General features: G+C 55.9%; 11 protein-coding genes. 5 read left to right on the forward strand and 6 right to left on the reverse strand.

Annotation, left to right across the window (positions count from 1 at the left end; genetic code table 11):
- Positions 1-3 precede the first annotated feature (3 nt).
- Positions 4-2,667: a DUF1549 domain-containing protein gene (locus Fuma_RS27895; RefSeq protein WP_077027003.1), complete on the reverse strand. Its 2,664-nt coding sequence runs from the start codon at positions 2,665-2,667 to the stop codon at positions 4-6.
- A gap of 86 nt (positions 2,668-2,753) precedes the next feature.
- Positions 2,754-3,866: a formylglycine-generating enzyme family protein gene (locus Fuma_RS27900; protein WP_077027004.1), complete on the reverse strand. Its 1,113-nt coding sequence runs from the start codon at positions 3,864-3,866 to the stop codon at positions 2,754-2,756.
- A gap of 492 nt (positions 3,867-4,358) precedes the next feature.
- Here Fuma_RS27900 and Fuma_RS27905 point away from each other — a divergent pair, with 492 nt between their 5' ends.
- The 5 genes from Fuma_RS27905 to Fuma_RS27925 all read left to right on the forward strand — a co-directional run bounded on the left by Fuma_RS27905 (position 4,359) and on the right by Fuma_RS27925 (position 12,493).
- Entirely contained in the window at positions 4,359-6,758 is a 2,400-nt protein-coding gene (locus Fuma_RS27905; protein ID WP_077027005.1) for a flagellin N-terminal helical domain-containing protein, read from the forward strand.
- A gap of 378 nt (positions 6,759-7,136) precedes the next feature.
- On the forward strand, positions 7,137-9,485 hold the full coding sequence (locus Fuma_RS27910; protein ID WP_077027006.1) for a sulfatase-like hydrolase/transferase: 2,349 nt from the start codon (positions 7,137-7,139) through the stop codon (positions 9,483-9,485).
- A gap of 52 nt (positions 9,486-9,537) precedes the next feature.
- The gene (locus tag Fuma_RS27915; protein ID WP_077027007.1) at positions 9,538-10,512 is read left to right on the forward strand and encodes a glycosylasparaginase; all 975 of its coding nucleotides are present in this window, start codon (positions 9,538-9,540) and stop codon (positions 10,510-10,512) included.
- A gap of 34 nt (positions 10,513-10,546) precedes the next feature.
- Entirely contained in the window at positions 10,547-11,266 is a 720-nt protein-coding gene (locus tag Fuma_RS27920; protein WP_077027008.1) for a copper homeostasis protein CutC, read from the forward strand.
- 273 nt (positions 11,267-11,539) lie between these two features.
- A complete protein-coding gene (locus Fuma_RS27925) occupies positions 11,540-12,493 on the forward strand; it encodes an SGNH/GDSL hydrolase family protein (protein ID WP_077027009.1) in 954 nt (317 codons plus the stop codon).
- Between the two features lie 116 nt (positions 12,494-12,609).
- On the opposite strand, the gene Fuma_RS27930 is transcribed toward Fuma_RS27925, so the two are convergent.
- The 4 genes from Fuma_RS27930 to Fuma_RS27950 all read right to left on the reverse strand — a co-directional run bounded on the left by Fuma_RS27930 (position 12,610) and on the right by Fuma_RS27950 (position 19,215).
- Positions 12,610-15,237, reverse strand: coding sequence for an O-antigen ligase family protein (locus tag Fuma_RS27930; RefSeq protein WP_077027010.1), 2,628 nt, complete (start codon positions 15,235-15,237; stop codon positions 12,610-12,612).
- Between the two features lie 94 nt (positions 15,238-15,331).
- On the reverse strand, positions 15,332-16,885 hold the full coding sequence (locus Fuma_RS27935; protein WP_158521161.1) for an MraY family glycosyltransferase: 1,554 nt from the start codon (positions 16,883-16,885) through the stop codon (positions 15,332-15,334).
- Between the two features lie 500 nt (positions 16,886-17,385).
- Positions 17,386-18,177 (reverse strand): phosphoadenylyl-sulfate reductase, encoded by a 792-nt coding sequence (locus Fuma_RS27945; protein ID WP_077027013.1) that lies wholly within the window; start codon positions 18,175-18,177, stop codon positions 17,386-17,388.
- Between the two features lie 141 nt (positions 18,178-18,318).
- Positions 18,319-19,215 (reverse strand): glycosyltransferase family 2 protein, encoded by an 897-nt coding sequence (locus Fuma_RS27950; protein WP_083732650.1) that lies wholly within the window; start codon positions 19,213-19,215, stop codon positions 18,319-18,321.
- Between the last annotated feature and the right edge of the window lie 17 nt (positions 19,216-19,232).

Consider the following 19,232-nt stretch of genomic DNA (forward strand, 5'->3'; position numbering starts at 1 on the left):
TCACTATCGAATCGTCACGAAGTCGTTGTGATTCATGAGGACATGGATCAGATTTTCTTTCGCCCTGAGATCGGGGTCGCCGGACGCTTCAACCAGTGCAACCTCTTTGCCTTCAAATTTCGTCAGGGACTCCGGCGATGACAGGACGGTCGCCTGCTGTTTTAGAAAACCGCGACATGCGATCGTTTCGCTGTCTGTCGGTGATCGAGCCAGCAGTTGCTTGAAGGCGAGTTGAATGAAATACGTTTCTGGCTGCTCACCATTTTGCGCTTCGTCCCACAGTGATCGTGCCAGGTTGCGAGATTCGGACAGGGACAACGTACTGTTCGCGAGTGCTAACGCCTGCTGAGGAATGATGCTTTCGGAGCGACGGTAACATTCGTTCGGTCCGGCAGCGTCAAACAGCACCAGCATTGTCATCTGCTTTTCGTAGGCGTGTCGAAAGTACACGCTTCGTCGCGGAATGGTTTCGCCGTCTGCGTAATCGATATCCGCCCCGCCCTGTTTCAGGTCAAGACTTCCGGCGACGTGCAGCACGCTGTCTCGGATGACCTCCGCATCAAGCCGCCGCACGTTGGCTCGCCAGTACAGCCGGTTGTCCGTATCGATCTTTTCGTTGGCCGTCGCCAGAGAAGCATCGGCAGAAGATTTGAGTTGCCAGGTGCGAGACGTGACGATCAGTCGGTGAATGTGCTTCATGCTCCACTGATGTTCCATCAGTTCGACGGCAAGCCAGTCGAGCAGATCGGCATGTTCAGGGCGAGGCGACCGCAGGCCAAAATCAAACGTGTTGGCAACTAACGGCTCGCCGAAATGTCGCAGCCAGATATGGTTGACGGCGACGCGAGCGGTCAGAGGATTCTTCGAATCTGCGATCCACTTGGCCAAGGCGAGCCGTCGTCCTGTGCTGGTCGCCGGGTACGCCTTGCCGATGGACGTATATTTCGCGTCCTTCTTTTTGGCAGCAGTTTCGGCGGTTGTGAGTTGCTTTCTGGCGGCGTCGACGGCCTTCCGGGCTTTTTCGACGACGGCCTTCTTCTTTGCCGCATCGGCTTCGTCACTCGCTTCAGCCACAGTCAGTTTGGCCTGCTTGTCAGCCAGTTCAAACTGCGCTTTCGCCAGTGAGGCTGTTCGTTCTGCTTTCGCCGCCGCTTTGGCCAGGTTAGCGGAAGCCTGTGAGTTGTCGTTGGCATATTTCGCCTTGTCAGCGGCAAACCTCGCCCGCAGCGAATTCAGTTTTGCCTGCGCGGACTCCAGCCTTAACCGGGCGACAACGGAACGCGATTCATCGGCGTTTTCACTGCGACTTTTATCAAGTTGTTTCTGCGCCGCGGCAACCTGCGCTTCTGCGCGGCCGATGTCTTCGGCTTCGATGTGAGGCCACAAAGCCGGGAACACGGCAACGGGTGGTAATGTGACGGGCTCGATGTTTAGCTGTGCATTGAACACGGCCGGCAAAGCGGCTGAAACTGGTGAGTCCTTGTCGAAATGTTTTTCGTTGCCACGCACGAATAGAAACGTACTCGATTCAGGTTCAGCATCAAAAACTCGCGGCACTCCGTCCGTCACGAAATTGGGTTGGCCGGGAATACGTTCGGTTCTCACATTGTGCGGTTCGAAGACCGCTCGCATGGCGTAGTAGTCGTGTTGAGCGATTGGATCGAACTTGTGATCGTGGCACCGTGCACAATTGACCGTCATTCCCAGAAACGCCTTGGCCGTGTGTTCGACCGCTGCGTCGAGCCAGATGTTGCGATTGCTGTTGTGATAATTGCGAGCCAGAAACCCGGTGGCTCGCAGAACGTCCAGATCATCCGGAGCGATTTCGTCTCCGGCCAGCATTTCCATGACCATTCGGTCGTAGCCTTTGTCTTCATTGATCGATTCAATGATCCAGTCGCGCCAACGCCAGATATGTCGCTGGCTTCCCCGCAACTGGTTCTTGTAACCATTCCAGTCGCTATAGCGCCAGACATCCATCCAGTGGCGTCCCCACCGTTCGCCATGATGCGGACTTTCCAGTAGCTCATCGACCAGGATGCTGAACGCGTCATCGGATTCCGCGTTCACAAACTGGTCGACCTGGTCGCGGTTCGGAGGCAATCCAATTAAGTCGAAATACAACCGCCGCACAAGAGCGTGCTCATCTGCGACTCCAGCAGGAGTCACCTTTGCTTTTCGATGCTGCTGGGCGATGAATGCATCAATGGGGTTGGTCTGCCATTCCGCATTTTCGACGGACGGCACGGCGGGGCGAACGGGCGACTGATACGCCCAATGTTCCGCCGGATCAGTGGGAATCGCTTCATCCGGAGGCGCATCGGCACCAGCGTTGATCCAGTCGGTTACCAGTTGAAGTTGTTCCGGCGTTAGTCGTTCGCCTTCACCTTCGGGCGGCATTCGCACATCGGCGTCTTCCTCAGTCACACGGTCCAGCAGCAAACTATTCGCGGCATTCGCGACGTCGATCACCGCGCCGCTGTCGCCTCCTTTGTGAATCAGCTTAGCTGCATCCAGACGCAATCCCGCTTCCTGCTTTAAGGCCCCATGACAGGCGGCGCACTTTTCCCGCAGCAGTGGCTTGATGTCTCGTTCGTAGTCGACATCAGCCCCAAGTGAGGAACTCGTGATCATGAAAGCGGCGAGGAAAGCAGAATGAACACGCATGATGGCGGGATGGCTTTAGGGCGGCGGGATGGAGTGGGGCATCAGTATACCTTACCAACAACGCTGATAACCAGACGCTTGTTGGCCTATTCCGTTCGAGGAACGGGCACGGTCTTCTTTGGTGCACCAAGGCAGATTCGAAATCCATCGCGGGAGTCAGAATACGAAACACTCGCGATGCCGAGTCGAACCGCGCATCGAGCGTTGCCAGGCACATCAAAGTAGTTACCGCCCCGGCAAACCGGGCTGGACACTGAGAGTTGCTGCTTGTCCTTGAAGTGTATCCGCTCGTGCCCGCCTTCCGGATCAAAATGGTCGAGCGTGAATTCCCACACGCCGCCACACATGTCTGCCAGGCCGAATCCATTGCGTCCCTTTTCGCCATAGTGATCAACCGGCGACAGGAAGGCATAGCCGTCGCTCCACGGAGCATTTGCCAGCGGCCAGATTGTGTCTCGATTAGGAAGAAAGTCGACGGCGGAAATGTTGAATCTGCCCTTCCCTTCCATCAGATCGTTTCCCCACCAGAAGTAGTGACTCTCATGGCTTCCACCGCGGCAGGCATAGGCCCATTCTGCTTCGGTGGGAAGACGGAATTCCAATTCGGGCGACAGCCGTCCCGCTTTTCGTTCGACGTCTGTGAGCCAGGTACAGAACGCTTTCATGTCCTGGTAGCTCACGCAGACCACGGGGTAGTCTTCCTTCATTGGGATCCCGAACCCCGGATCTCGCCAGCTTTTGTTTGCCACGGACTTCCATGGATGTACGACTTTGGAAGGGTAGTAGTAGCGATCCCATTCATGATCGAAGACCTGAGTCACACCGCCCGCCTTTTCTGCATCGGTGACGTAACCTGTGTCCTCGACAAATCGCCGAAACTGAGCCATGGTGATTTCCGTCCGGCCCATCCAGAATCCGTCGCTGACGCTCATCGGCCGCGGCTCACCTTCATACTGTTCGCGTATTGTTCCCGGTTGTGCACCGCCTTCAATACCGGTTGCCCACGCCTTCTCCTCCGCGGTGCTGCCCATCATGAATTTGCCTGGCGGTATGAAGCACAGTTCAAGTCCGACGCCGCTTCCAAGATTCATCTTCTTGACGTCGCCCTGCTGCGGTTCGTCGGCTGCAACCGGGTGGGCGGAGAAGAAAGAAAGGCACGCGACCAGTAGGATCAAAGCGAGAGTGTGATGTTTCTTCATGGGATCACCTTGGGGAGGAGATGGATGGTGGGGCAACATTTTGTGGGGACCTACCGAGATTCCGGCGGTTGTTTGTTGATGTGTTACTTGATCTTGCCATGTTCGTCAAAGAATGCGAAACGAATGCGGCTTAGTCCGGCTCGCGACCTGACACATGATTAGCCAGTCCGTGCGCGAAAAGGGGCAAGTCGTTCGTCGGCTGTTTCGTTCGAGGCGCAAGAAACTCCTGTGAGCCATCCAACATAATCTCCGATTTGCGGGTTTCCCCGCAACGCTGCTCAGTCAAAACCCGGCAGAAATCGACTTAACAGCCGCTGAAACTGTGGTGTGCTATGGCTACTGCCCCGAGGGGTTAAATTGCGGTGTGGCTAGTGACAGATAATTCTTACACTTCGCGCGGCTTGGGTTCCGCCCCCGACCAGCAACCCACCATGCGCGCCCGTCGTGATTTGCTCGCGCATAGAAACTATGACCAACGGAAAGTGAAAACACATGTTGCTAAAGGATTGGCTGAAGTGTCTGACCGGTGAACGTCGTAGCCAGCGTCGGCTGATGAGTGCTTCGTGGCGACACGCTGAAACGTCCGCATCTGTGCAGCTACTGGAGCCACGGCAGTTGTTGTCTGCCACCAATTCTCTGTCTGAATCATCGTTAGCTGATATTAGCGGGCCTCAACTTGCTGTTATTAAAACTGGCGTTCATTCGGAATTGGCGATCAGCATCGCTGACGACGTGAACCGGCGAGTTCAGATCGCGGGGCTTCGGACAGCGATTGCCAACTCCGAAAAGGCCGTGACTTTAGTGCAAACCGCGGAAGGTGCCGTGGAGGCAATTGAGTCATTGCTGATCGAGGTACGAAATCTGACCATCGATTCCGCCGACACTGGTGTGCATCATCAGGACGTATTGGCTGCCAATCAGTTGGAAATCGAATACGCGTTGGATGCGATCGACCGAATTGCGAATAGCACTCAGTTCGGTAGAAAGGTGCTGCTGGATGGCTCGGCCAGTGTGGAAGCTACCTCAACCAACAGTGCTGTTTCGTTCCTGAGAGGGACGTCTGACACGACCGTCGGAATGTACTTCATGACTGTAACAACGGCTGCTGAACGAGCTCACGTTTCGGCCAGCACCGCCCAGGGCGATAGCATACTTGCCGGCGACGAAACTCTGACTGTCAATGATGTGGAGCTCACATTAACTGCGGGGCTGACACAGAACCAGGTTGTGGATCGCATTAACGAATTTACGACTCAAACAGGTGTGAAAGCAGAAATCGATACTGCCAATGGCGGCGTCACCCGTCTGTTCAGCGAAGACTTCGGTAAAGATGCAGAGGTTTTTGCCATTTCCAACGTTGCGGCTTCTGAGTCAAGCAGCGGTATTGGAACCGATGTGCTTAGAGACGACGGTGAAGATATCGTCGCCACAGTCGGGGGATCGTCGTTCAATGGTTCAGGCAATCTGCTGACCGTAGATTCCGGAGCGGCGAAAGGGCTGTCAATTCAGATTGCTGCCAGCAGCGACGCTGTGACGACCGGCACCGCCGTTACGTCGACACTGTTTGTGACAGACAACACTCTGCAGTTTCAGATTGGACCGAACGCGAACCAGACGGCCAGTCTTTCAATCGACCGCGTCAATCCGGTTGCCCTCGGATTTGGGATAGGTGGGAATCGCTTTCACAATCTAAGCGAAATAGACGTCACGTCGACTGGGCGGTCACAGGATTCACTGTCGGTGGTCGACTCTGCCATCAATGATATCATCAATCTGAGAGTTAAGCTGAGGGCATTTCGGACGTACACGCTCGAAGCGACTGCCAATAGCCTGCGTACGACATTGGAAATCATGGTCAACGCTGAGTCGGTGATAAGTGTTCCCCACTTTCCTCGCATATTCGCCCACATCAGTGTGGGCGGTGCGGGGGATATTAACGGAGACGGCTTCGACGATCTGATTATTCGATCGAGCTTCACCGGTGAGACCTATGTTGTCTTTGGCGGCAAGCTGACCCTCCGTCTGGATGGCGACGCTTTCTCATTCGACATCGACAACAGCCAAAGCAGCACCATCGCTGGCGTGGAAGCCATCGACATTTCCGGCAGCGGCGCAAACACGCTGACACTGAATGCGCTCGACGTGCTGGAACTCAGCAGAGATTCCAACACCTTGATGGTTTTTCGAGACAGGCACGACACCGTGAACATTGGCACTGGCTGGACTCAGCAGCCTGATGAAATCGCTGGTGCGGCAACGTTTGAGGTCTTCACTCTGGGAGCCGCTACGTTGAAAGTCCAGGAGTCGGACACTGTCGGTGACCTTGATGGTGATGGAGACTTTGACGCTAATGATTCGTTTCTGATCCACTTGATCCAACTTTCGGGTACCGGCTTACAGATTGAACAGTCCAAAGGCAACGGGCTTCTCACTGCCACGCAGATTCGGTCTGCCGCCACCAAACTGAATGCGGCGAGCGATGTTGATGGCGACGGAGATTTTGACGCCAGCGATTCCTTTCTGATCCACCTGGTGAAACTCGCGGGAACAGACACCCAAATCGATCAATCCAAAGGTCGTAGTTCGCTGTCCGCAGCAAAGATTCGAGCCAACATTAATGCTCTTTCTGGTGTGACCGTCCCGGCGGAAGCAGATGCCAATTCAGTGCTTCTGAAGTCTGATCAACTAACGGTGCCGGAGCGCAGCAGCGTGGTTGAGATGGTTCAGCCGACAACGACGTTTGCCGGAATTGAGTTGTCCGAGCGGGAGTTGTTTGAATTTGTCAGATCGGTGACCGACGTCGTCCCCAACGCGCCCACGGCTGTATCTGAATGGAACTCGGTGCCACAATCAGTTTGGGACGACTTTCGGCACTGGATCGACGCCATCTGATCAGTATTCGAGGATCGCTCGAACACGGAAGGCGCTTCGCAATGACGTCAGCGCCTCCGGGCGTATAGCTCGCAGTCCAAATTGAAGAGTTTGCAGTCAGTGCCGCATTCCCGTGACGCCTGCCGTATGCAGGGTACTTGCCGTAACGGCATATGGGTTGGTTTTACCGTGGCGCCAATCACGGTCGATCGGGTTCCTGAGCTTCCATTTTCGGTTCGCAGTTGTAATCTGAAAATGAAAACGGAGGCCCCTTCGATAGCCGCGACGAATAACAAATGCGGAGGGGGTGGTTAGACGTTCTCAGCAACTTGGTCTACCGAAATCGATGTGGGGAAATTAGGCAGCGATTCACTTCCACGCTCTTCCAAAGAATTCACTATGAAAACTGTCTTTGCAGTACTAACCGTTTCATTGATTCCGTTGACCGCAATCGCTCAGGACAGACCAAACGTCCTCTTCATTGCCATCGACGATCTGCGGCCCGAGTTGGCGTGTTATGGTGGGCCGCAGGTGCGGACTCCGCATCTGGATGAACTTGCTGCGCAGGGCATGCGTTTTGATCGTGCCTATTGCCAGGTACCGGTTTGCGGGGCCTCCCGTGCCAGTCTGATGACCGGCATTCTGCCGACAGCAAATCGCTTCCGGAACTACACCACTCGCGCCGACAAGGATGCTTCCGGTGCGGCGACTTTGCCGGAGACCTTTAAGAAGGCGGGCTACACAACGCTTTCCAACGGCAAGATCTTTCATTTCCGTGACGATTCTGAAGATCAAAGCTGGAGTGAACGTGCCTGGCGACCGGGCGGCGGATCTTTAAAGAGTTATGACCCGGCCACTACGGAAAGGCTGTCGGCAAGTAAGAAACGCGGGCGGATTTACGAGGCCCCGGACGTGGCGGACAATGCGTACGCAGATGGGCTGGTTGCTGAAAAGAGCATTAAAGATTTGCGGCGTCTTCAGCAGGCAGGCAAGCCATTCTTTCTGGCCTGTGGCTTCGTTCGTCCACACATGCCTTTCTACGCGCCAAAGAGATATTGGGACCTTTACCAAAGAGATCACGTCGACATCGCTGACAACCGTTACCGTCCCAGGGATGCCCCGAAGGAACTTGCCGGAAGTGGCGAGTTTCGCTCTTACCATCTTGCTGACTTCGATGTCGATTCGGAAGACTTTCATCGCCTGATGCGTCACGGTTACATGGCCAGTGTGAGCTATGTCGACAAGCTTGTGGGGGACGTGCTGGCCGAGTTGCAGCGTCTTGAACTGGACGGCAAGACTATTGTCGTCGTCTGGGGCGATCACGGTTGGCATCTGGGCGAACACAATTTCTGGGGCAAACACAACACCATGCACCTGGCGACTCGAGTGCCATTGATCATCAAAGTGCCCGGCAGAAAGGCTGGCGCGACAGAGGCCCTGGTCGAGACCAGCGACATCTATCCGACTCTTTGCTCGCTGGCCGACATCGGAATTCCGGAAACCGTGCAGGGCCGCAGCTTTGCCACCCTTTTCGATCATCCCGAACAAACATTTCGAGAGGGCGTTTACAGTCGCATTCGTTCTGGTGATGCAATCATCACCGACCGATTCACCTATACCGCTTACAACGGCGGCGAATCGGAAATGCTGTATGACCTTAAGAAGGATCCGGGCGAGAACGAAAACGTAGCCGAGAAACCGGAATACGCAGAAACGGTATCGGTGATGAAGAGCCTGCTGAAGCAACGGCAAAGCGAAGCAGCCAGCGCAAAGATCATGGCCGCAACGTCAGCAAAACCGAAGAAGCCCATTAAGCCTGACCTAGAACAGAAGAAGGTTCCTCAGAAGCAGCAGGCGGCTCAGAAGCCAAAGACCGAAACGGCTGTGGGTTACGGAGTTAATGTCCCCACGCCCACGCATTCCGGTGTAGCGTACGGCTCGCACCAGCGGCATGTTCTCGACTTCTGGCAGGCGGCATCCGATAAGCCCACTCCGCTGGTCATGGTGATTCATGGCGGTGGCTGGACCGGCGGCAGCAAAGAGCGGCTTAGTCGTTTCGCCGATGTACCAGCGTTGTTGCAGGCGGGTATCTCCGTTGCCGCCATCAACTACCGGCTGATGAAGCATTCGCAGGATGTTGAGCCACCAGTGAAAGCGCCGCTGCATGATGCGGCCCGAGCCCTGCAGTTTCTACGCAGCAAGGCGGGCGAATGGAACATCGATAAAACGCGTATCGGTGCCGCAGGTGGTTCTGCGGGCGCTTGTTCCAGTCTTTGGCTGGCCTACCATGATGATCTGGCCGATCCAGATAGCTCGGACCCGATTGCGCGCGAATCCACGCGGCTTTGGTGTGTCGCTGTAAACGCGCCTCAGACGACACTCGACCCCGAACAAATGAAAGCCTGGACGCCGAATAGCCGCTACGGGGGACACGCCTTCGGGAAAAAGAACTTCGCCCAGTTTCTGGCAGACCGGGAAAGCATCCTTCCGTGGATTGCTGAGTACTCGCCCTATGCACTTGTGAGTCGCGACGATCCGCCTGCTTGCTTGTTTTATGGTAAGCCTCCTGCCATGGGAGAAGCCCAGAAAGATCCGACCCACAGCGCCAACTTTGGCATCGGCCTTCAGAAACACTGCAGGGAACTCGGTGTTGACTGCGAAGTCGTGTACCCCGGTGCATCAGAGGCGAAGTACAAGACCCCCACCGAATTTCACATCGCAACACTCAAGCAGGAAGAGAAGCCGTGAAGTCAGCACGTCTTTACTGCCCGCTGTTGTGCCCGCTTGCTAAGGATCAACAATGATTTCCAGACGCCAATTCGTAGGGACGACTGCCTTGGTCGCTTCCGGAGGAATGAGTACTTTGGCTGAACAGAAACAAGCCATGAATCGCCCCGTTGTGATATCCACATGGCGACACGGCCTCGCCGCCAATGAAGCTGCATGGAAGATTCTTTACAAAGGTGGTCGAGCACTTGACGCTGTCGAGGCAGGAGTTTGCGTGAGCGAGTCGGACCCGAACGTGTCGAGCGTTGGTGTGGGTGGACTCCCCGACGCATCGGGCGAGGTAACTCTGGACGCGTGCATCATGGGTGGAAATGGTGACTGCGGATCAGTTGCGTACCTGAAAGACATTGAGCATCCGATCTCGGTCGCTCGCATGGTGATGGAAAAGACTCCGCACGTCATGATGGTGGGCGAGGGGGCAAAACAATTCGCACTGGCCAATGGGATGAAAGAAAAGAAACTGCTCACACCCAGTGCGACGGACGAGTGGAAGAAATGGAAATCCGAGCACCCGGATGCCATCAAGCACCGAGAGATCAACATCGAAAACCATGACACGATCGGTTTGGTTGCGATCGACGCGGCCGGCAACTTATCTGGTGCCTGCACAACCAGTGGGCTCGCCTGGAAGTTGCCGGGCCGAGTTGGCGATTCACCGATCATCGGCGCGGGGCTTTATGTTGACAACGAAGTCGGCGCTGCCAGCGCGACGGGTGTTGGCGAAGCGGTGATTCGAGCCGTCGGCAGCTTCCTTGTCGTGGAACTCATGCGGCAGGGGAACTCGCCACAGGACGCCTGCCGCCTGGCGACGGAGCGTGTCATCGAGAAGAACCCCGACTGGAGAGAATTTCAGGTTGGCTTTATTGCGATCAACAAACTCGGCCAGGTGGGCGGCTACTGCATTCAACCTGACTTCGACTACGCTGTTCACGACAAGCAAAGTGGAAATCGCATGGTGAAGGCACCGAGTCGCCTGCCCGCGAAGTAGCCTGTGAACCTGAATAATCTGGAAGAATATCGCAGTGCCAGTTCTCATCGAAGTCTGTATTGATTCCTTCGCGTCTGCGGCCGCCGCGAAGGCTGGTGGCGCGGATCGGCTGGAAGTTTGCAGCGCACTCGCCATCGGTGGAACGACGCCGAGTTTTGGCCTGGTCGAACAATGCGTCGCCGATCTGCAGATGCCTGTCATGATGATGATCCGTCCGCACGACGGTGGATTTGTCTACGACAACGATCACATTGAGACGATGCTGGGGGATATTGAAGTTGCCAAATCCATCGGCGTTCAGGGGATTGTTTTCGGAGTTTTGACGGTCCAGCGAACGATCGATCACCAAGCCTGTCAACGATTGCTCGACGCGGCAGAAAATCTGGAAACGACATTCCACCGAGCGTTCGACCTCATCCCGGATCCGCTCGCAGCACTGCACCAACTGGAGTCTCTTGGCATCAATCGAGTGCTCACGTCAGGACAACAGTCCACGGCGTTGGCGGGCGCGGGACTGATTCGCGAATTGACTGATCAAGCCTCTTCGCTGACGGTGATGGCTGGTGCAGGTGTCACTGCTGAGAACGCTCGGCAAGTGGTCGAGCAAACCGGCGTGCAGGAAATCCATGCGAGCGCCAGCGGTCTCGCGACGGACGAGCAATCTCAGGGAGAGATCTGTTTCGGAACGCAACGCCGAATCACCTGCGCAGAAAAGGTCCGCGCTATCAAAGACGCGGTTTCGATAGCATCGTGAGCAGCGAGAGCGAGTTGTTCTGAACCGTTCACTGCTCGCGTGAAATGCAACAGGTTCAAGTGAACGCACGCTGTTTCGGAGGACATGCGAGGCTGCCGGAAAGAGCTTGCCTGAGTGCAAGCATGGCTGGTTTTGATATAGTGACACGACCGCGCATGATTTGATTGCGGCTCCTGGCGGACTACTTGTGCGCTGTCGGATCGCGGTATTTTGTGCGGGGGCGATTGCTGGGAAAAGTTCCTTCAGATCCATCTTGTTGATATTCGGGAATCCATGATGATGAAAAAATATATGTGCCTTGCGCTGCTGGTGATCTGCTTTGCTTTCAGCCATGCGCTGGGCGACGACGCATTTCCTTTGAAGGCGAAACGTGTCTTGTTTCTTGGTGATTCCATCACCAACGCGGGGCACTATGTTTCCGACATTGAAACTCAGCTTCGTCTTCAGGTTATTTCGCCGCTGCCTGAGATCATCAATATCGGGTTGTCCAGCGAAACCTGTAGCGGACTGTCCGAACCGGACCACCCGTTTCCGCGACCGGACGTACATGAACGTCTTGACCGAGCCCTTGACAAGGCCAGGCCCGACGTCGTGGTCGCCTGCTACGGTATGAATGACGGGATTTATTACCCGTTTAGCGAAGAGCGTTTTGCGGCTTACAAGGCAGGCGTTCGCAAACTCGTAAACAAAGTGCATACGAGTGGCGCGAAGATTGTTCTGATGACGCCACCGCCATTCGATCCTAGTCCGCTGAAGGGCAAGGAAGGCAAGCTGCTTCCCGCGGGGGCCGAAAAGTATGCGTGGTTTGCGATCTACGAAAACTATGACGACGTCATTCAGCGATACGCGGAATGGGTCATGCAAAACGACGCCGGTGCTGACATGGTCGTCAACGTCCATCAACCGATTTCAGACTTTCTGAAGGAGCAGCGGGAGCGGGACCCCGGTTTTTCGATGGCTAATGATGGCGTCCACATGGATGCGCGAGGACACCGTGTGATGGCAAAGGCAATATTGAATGCCTGGGGCCTGGATTCGTGGAAGGAACCATCGCCTGAGTTACAGAAGCTGGTGCAACAACGCGAACGAGTACTCCACGCCGCATGGCTGTCTCACATTGGCCACAAGCGACCGGGCGTGAAAGAGGGGCTGCCGCTGGCAGATGCTGTTGCCAATGCGGCTGAACTGGATGCGAAGATAACGCCACTGGTGCCAGCGGGAAAATGACCGCAAGGCTGCATGCTCGCAGTAAAGTAGGCAGCGGAAATGCGACCACGGAGGCGCCGTCATTAAGGTCGGTTGCTCCGGACCGCGTAGCAACACGCAGCAATCTTTCGGCGCACTTATTCAGGCGATTTCATCGATTGAAGCTTCGTGATCGCTGCGCGAGCCTGGGCATCATTGGGATCCAGATACAGGACGGCTCGCCATTGCTGCAATGCGTCTGCGAATTTCGATTGCTGCTGTTGCAATTGAGCTAGCTGCTTTCGGATTTCGATTCTGTCACTGTTTGCCGACTGTTTTACGAAGCCTTCCAGCCATTCAATCGCTTCGTCCGGGCGTTTGGTTGCTGACAAATGGACGGCTCGCAGTGAGGCGATTTCGTCAATGCTGGCATCCTCGACGCTGGGCCAGAGGGATTCGGCTCGGTCGAATAGTTTGGCCCTCAGTTTGGAATCGTTGCAGGTTCGAGCGGACAGCACGGATTCGGCGTAGGTATTCGGCCCGAACATCGTCATCGCTTCGTCTTCGGACCAATGCGTTCGAGCTTGGATTAAGATGACACCGCGATATCGGTTCGATTGCAGCACGCAGGTCTGCCACAGTTGCACAGCTAGTTCGTGTTTTCCCTGATTCAACGCCAGTTGCCCCAGGCGAAATGTGACGTCCGGGTTAGACGGTTCAACGAACCTGGCCTGGGCCACCTGCTGCTCAAACAGCACATCATCTCCAACAAGCACCGCCAATTCGGCTCTCGCTGCGGCAACGTTGGGCATGATCGGAAACCGTTGCTGCAGACTGCGCAAGATCACCGGAAGACCCGCGTCCAGCAGAATTGGGCGAAGCTGAATTCGAGTCTGCTTCGCTGCTGCCGGATCCTGAGCAGCGGTCTTTGCCAGTTCGTTGGCGAGCCAGAAAATGGACGTTTTTCGCCATTGAGTGTCAAACTGTTTGGCGTCACGAATGGCATCGCCCTGCCCTTTCAATAGAACATTCCAACGAAATTCAGCGCTGGCAAGCTTCCACAACATGCGCCAACCCTCCGGGTCGTCAGGCCTCAAACGCATGGTGGCCGTCAGAAGCTTGCGGTTTGCAGGAACAGCGTCCAGTTTTTCGGTAGTCACAGGTCGGACCAGCAGCTTTTTTCCGCTGACAATAAGTGGGTCGATCTCGGCTGCGGCCTTTTGATCAGGAATAAACGCGGCCGTGGCGCATACAAGACACAGTTGCACCGCGATCACGACAGGCCGACCACACACAATGGATCCGGATCTCATCACTCGCGCCGATGGTTCAGCGGCATCGAACAGTCCCGCCGCAGCAGACACGATAACAATAAACAGCACAATCGCTGCGGGCATGCCGATTCCGAAATCGAACAGGCCGGATACGGTTTGTGTAAGGGTCGCCAGTACGACGGTTGTGCCAGCGGCGGAAGTCAGTCGCCGCGAAATTCGAGGCGCATCGTTAGCGGACGGAGCCATTCGTTTGCGACTTTGTCTCCACCCGGCGACTCCAGTGATCAAAGCGCAGGCTCCAATCGACAGGAAAAGCAGGAAGCCCACCAGGCCACCTTCAACAATCACATCGACGAAGTAGTTGTCTGCGTTCTGAAACCACATATTTGTAGGCTGTGTCTGATATGGCAGCGTGGCCGATCGGTAGCTGCCCAGTCCCGTACCTGTGAGTGGTGCATCTCGAACGGCCTGGAGCGAATCCAGCCAATGCTGCGGCCGACTCCCCGCTGCTTCGTCAAGATCCTCCAGCGTTCGCATTTCGGCGAGCACGCTTTCGTCCATTTCCAGGGAGTTCAGCAGGCCGTAAATTCCTGCTCCCCCGACGGCCAACACCAGCGCAACCAGCGGCAGCCTTTTGATGGAAGAGTGAGCTACTAACGTCAGCACGCTGCCGATGACCAGTGCCAGTATTCCGCCACGTGACCGAGTCGCCGCGACGCCCGCGCCCAGAAACGCGACGGCGACGAAGGCCAACACCTGCCAGATGTTGAGGTCGGCTAGAAACTGAATCGATCGCTGCCAACATCGCTCCCACAAAGGAATCTTCAGCTTGCCAATTCGCTGACGGTCATCTGTGGATGCCGCCTTCAGCTGAAACGCAAGCCAACCCGTAACGATCGAAAAGCTCAGACACAGCCAGCCAGCAGCGTTATTCGGGTTCACGAACGTTGCGAACGGTGCGCCTCGGCTGAGTGTCCAAAATTCATTTAACGAGAACCGGCTCCCGTGAAACAATTGCGTGAATCCGATTACCGTGAGCGTAATCGCATTCACTGCAATCAGCGCACTCGCCAATATTAGCGATCGGCGGGTACGAACATGGTTGAAGACCACAAGCGATAGAATGGCCGTGCCCAACAGCGTGGCGGCCATCGAACGAGTGTCGGCCGGGATAAACGACGCCGCCGGGTTGGCATTGATTACCATGTCGGCCGGCGTTTGCGTCAGTGTGTGTTGCAGGTTGGCTGCCGGATCCTGATTGGCGGGCCGCAACTGCCACATGCCAAGTAGTGCGAGTGCCGCAAGCGGAACCATGACAATCGGGAGTGACTGAGGAGTCTTCCCGGAACACAGTTGAGCCAGAACTGACAGCACCCCGGCGAGCACCGCGCCTGTTAGCAGAATGACGCGAGCCAGTGGAACGACGCCGCCCAAAAGCCAGGGGACGGCTACCACGGTTACGGCCGCAATGCACGCGGCGCAAACTCCTAAAAGTGCCCCGAACGTTTTCATGGATCTCACCGATGCTGTCAGCTTTAGGGTGACCAGTGGACCGTCTGATTCACGTTCCGATAGGTATACTCGTTAGAAGGATACCTCGAAATGGCTAGGTCGTCGCAAACTGTTCAGCGTCCGTGCGTGATGGGACATCGGAACCGTCCGATGGTGCTGATTCTGCGGCAGGAATTCCCATTTTTTGACGGCGCAAATCACCGATTAAGCTCAGCAGTTCGTTTTCAAACGACTGCAGGCCGCCAATCAGGTCGCTCATCCATTTGCAGATCGAGCCTTCACCAACCGCTCCGGCTACGCGAATGTAACCCACTCGCATGCCCTGCACGATCAGCGGAATGTCGGACTTCCATTCTTCGTGGGACGCGGTATTGGTTTTACGCTTCCAGCTTGCATGGTACTCCTCACCGATTTGAGGCAGGTTGACCATCAATTCCACTTTGTCCATTTCAAAGCGTTCTGCAAAATCCGTCAGAGTCTCCCACAACTGCTGCCAATTGTGATCACCGTTTAACTGAATCTTTTCGTCATGCAGAACGGACTGCACGGGCGGCGAGCGGTGCAGCATGGATCCGGTCAGCCGTCGGACGCGTTTTGTCAGAAGGCTCATCTCGGTGTGTCCGAAAGAGCGTGTCAAAATCAAAATCGACAACGCCGTTGCGACACCCACAATTGCGATCATTTCGTTGTGGAAAACAGAAGCGGCAACAGCACCCAGCCCTGTGAGAGCACATAGCCCGGTCGTCATCGCCAGTAACTTCGCACCGGCAAGGCCTTTTCGTTCGAGGCAATGGTGCAAGTGCCCGCGATCTGTGTCGTAGATGCTACGGCCGGTCAGTTTTCGTCGCACAATCGCCATCGACACGTCAAACAGCGGTATGGCCCAGATAGCCGTCGGCATGACTAAAGTAACGGCCGCGTACTGTTTGATGGAACATTTTAACGCGACAGCGCCCAGCACCAGCCCAATGAGCATGCTGCCGGAATCTCCCAAGAACATACGGGCTGGTGGAAAGTTGTAGACCAAAAACCCGGACAACGCTCCAGCAAGAAGCATGGATACCATCAGCCCGTCAGGGCGGCCACCCACAATGAATGTCACGGCTGCGATGGATAAGCTCAGTACAATTCCGGTAGTACTCGCGAGGCCGTCGACACCGTCGATCAGGTTCAGAGCATTTATCGCTCCGACCAGCCACAACATCGTGACGATGGGAGCCAGGTCGCCGAAAGAAAGCGTGTAACCGAACAGGCTGACCTTATGAACGACAATTCCTGATGGCAGCAGGACTAGGGCGGCAATGATCTGGCCAGCCAGTTTCTGCCGACCTCGCATGCCGTATCGGTCGTCAATGATTCCCAGCGTGACAATGACGCCACCAGCCACAAACATGGCCGTCAGGAATTTCAGGTCGTGGGCCGTGCTTTTCAGCAGATCGGGGAAGAAACCAAGAGTCACTGCCAATCCGATTCCCAAGGATACCAGCAGTGTTGGGCCGCCAGTTAGAGGGATAGGACGGCTATGCAGTTTGCGGTGACCATCCGGCGCATCAACCACGCCCCAGCGTCTGGCGAGACGTGCAATCAAGGGAGCGGCAACTACGCTTGCTACAAAGGCGGAAACAAATGCCAGCAGGCCGGACGACATGTGCGAGTAACCTCGACGAAAAAACAACCCTCGAACCGATGCTGTTCCGCAGGCTGCGAAATGCCATCGATCGGTTGCTACATCATCACCGCGCATCGCCTACTCGTGCAAGGAATCAATCGTCGAATCCGGAAAAACGGGTGCAAACTTCCCGAGCATTTCATCTGTCGCAAATCATCCGACCGCACTTGCTGGGTGGAAATGTTGAATTCTGGCAACTGACCGACGCCGTAAACCGTGCGTTTTTGCAACACCGTGATGCGCAAATCGTTACTCACCAGGCTTTGATGCCGAATTCGCACATTGGCACGGAAAACTTCGCGCACCGGCCATTTGGGTTGTCGGCTGCCGCTTGCCTGTGTTGTTCAAGGCGTAGGGGCTGACGATCGCATTGTTTGGAACCGCTGAGGGGCCTGTGTTCGTGCGCCTTCCCGTCGGCGATTCAGTTGGCAAACCGTCACCGGCCCACCACGCCAATCGCCCGCCGGTGCATACCGGCCTTAAATCATGAAGTCGGTTTCGCGGCCGAGGATTCGGTCGATCAGATCCTGCGAGATGTCGATCGCGGGCGAACGTTCCGGGTCCATGTCTGTGGGGTTGATGCCGCAGTAGACAGACCACGGTCCCAGATGTCGCCACCGGCCGGCTCGCCGAGGTTCGTTCGGAAGTACGGGCGTAGTGCAGCGATTGCAGCCAATCGTAGAAAAACCCTGATCGTGCAACGGATTAGTGATGACGTTGTGTTCCGCGATGTAGGCCGCCAGTTGGTCATCGTCGAAATTGACGAGCGGATTGATACGCAGGCAGTTTAGCCGCGTGTCAATGGCCAGGATCGGGCAGGCTCCACGAGCCCCTCCGTCGGATCGGCGCAGGCTGCTGACCAGAGCGTCGTAGTTTTGTTGGACGGCGTCCAGAGGAGCCGACTTACGCAGTTCGCAGCATTCCTTCTGGCCTTCCGGCGTCAGGTATAAAACGCCCTTCTCAACCGTCTGTTCGGCCATTGTTTGAGCCGGATGCAGCGTTTGAATGTCCAGTCCGTACTCCGCAATGAGGCGGTCGCGAGTCTCCAGGGTTTCCGGAAACAGCACGCCCGTGTCCACGAACAACACCGGCATTTTTATTGGGATGGAATGCAGCATGTGGCAAATTGTGTTGCCCGATTTCTGCATTGAAGACAGTGCCGCCACACGGTCGCCGAAAATCGTGCGCGACCACTCCAGCAATTCCTGCGGCGAACGGTCTTCAAAGGTCCGATTCAGTTCAATCAGATCAGCCTGACTCAACCTTGGCATTGGCTTACAATCCTGTCGCGCATCCGAAAAACAGCTCAGAAGCCCTGCAAACGTTGAGGGTCAGAAATCTCTGAATCGCGGAGGCTTCAACAACAGGAATGATAGCGAATTGCGGCAGCTTGGCCAGTTGCCGCCAGCGTGTCAGATCGTGCCTGCAGCGGGCTCGGCTGCAGTAACGACCGCCGCGGACACTGTGCGATCTGCAGCGAGCTCTTCATTGACGGCGGCCAGGGCGTCGTCCAGGCGATACAGCGGCGATGCGTCAGTACCGAGCCGCTCGCGACGGCGCTGCTGACTGGCCATCTGCTCAGCCATCACGTCGTCTCGAATCAGGATTCGCTGGAAAAAGAACATCAGGACCGTACATAGGTAGCGTCGTCCCATCTCCCTCAGCCGGAGATTGGAAGATCCCCACGTGCGGCCCTGCCAACTGATCGGGATTTGGGCGATGCGATAGTTGCGAATCAGAGCGCTAAGCGACAATTCCAGCGTAATGTTGAAGTGGCTGGACTTATATGGCCCACAGTCCTGCAGCACGCTGGTGCGGTATGCCTTGAAGGCGTTGGTCAGGTCATTGAACTTCGTGCGGAACAGCAGCCGAATGCAGGTGTTGACGAAGCGGTTGACGACCAGTTTCACGCGAGGATAGTTTTCGACGCTGCTACCTTCAATAAATCGCGACCCAAAGACGCAATCGTAGCCGTCACAGATCTTCCGGTAGCACGCGACCACATCGGCCGGGCTGTCAGACAGGTCGGCCATGCAGATCACGACGACATCGCCGGTCACTGCGTCCAACCCGGTCCGAATCGCTCGACCAAATCCACCAGGAGCCGGGCGGGTGACCAGACGAACCTGATCATGCTGCCGCATATAGCTTTGAACAACGGACTCGGTTTCGTCCGAGCTGTTGTCGTTCACAACGATGATTTCGTGAGGGATCAGATTCTGTTCCCAGACCACGCTGTGCAGTTCGTCCAGACAGCGGACGATGTTCTGTTGTTCGTTATGAGCCGGGATGACAATCGAAAGCTTCATGGCCGCTCCGCGCATCG

The sequence above is a fragment of the Fuerstiella marisgermanici genome, assembly GCF_001983935.1.
Lineage (GTDB): Bacteria > Planctomycetota > Planctomycetia > Planctomycetales > Planctomycetaceae > Fuerstiella > Fuerstiella marisgermanici.

What these genes read in the sequence shown, in the direction of transcription:
- Fuma_RS27930 (WP_077027010.1), bottom strand. Translation starts at nt 15,237, where the DNA reads ATGAAAACGTTCGGGGCACTTTTAGGAGTTTGCGCCGCGTGCATTGCG.
- Fuma_RS27910 (WP_077027006.1), top strand. Translation starts at nt 7,137, where the DNA reads ATGAAAACTGTCTTTGCAGTACTAACCGTTTCATTGATTCCGTTGACC.
- Fuma_RS27945 (WP_077027013.1), bottom strand. Translation starts at nt 18,177, where the DNA reads ATGCCAAGGTTGAGTCAGGCTGATCTGATTGAACTGAATCGGACCTTT.
- Fuma_RS27950 (WP_083732650.1), bottom strand. Translation starts at nt 19,215, where the DNA reads ATGAAGCTTTCGATTGTCATCCCGGCTCATAACGAACAACAGAACATC.
- Fuma_RS27895 (WP_077027003.1), bottom strand. Translation starts at nt 2,667, where the DNA reads ATGCGTGTTCATTCTGCTTTCCTCGCCGCTTTCATGATCACGAGTTCC.
- Fuma_RS27905 (WP_077027005.1), top strand. Translation starts at nt 4,359, where the DNA reads ATGTTGCTAAAGGATTGGCTGAAGTGTCTGACCGGTGAACGTCGTAGC.
- Fuma_RS27935 (WP_158521161.1), bottom strand. Translation starts at nt 16,885, where the DNA reads ATGTCGTCCGGCCTGCTGGCATTTGTTTCCGCCTTTGTAGCAAGCGTA.
- Fuma_RS27900 (WP_077027004.1), bottom strand. Translation starts at nt 3,866, where the DNA reads ATGAAGAAACATCACACTCTCGCTTTGATCCTACTGGTCGCGTGCCTT.
- Fuma_RS27925 (WP_077027009.1), top strand. Translation starts at nt 11,540, where the DNA reads ATGATGATGAAAAAATATATGTGCCTTGCGCTGCTGGTGATCTGCTTT.
- Fuma_RS27915 (WP_077027007.1), top strand. Translation starts at nt 9,538, where the DNA reads ATGATTTCCAGACGCCAATTCGTAGGGACGACTGCCTTGGTCGCTTCC.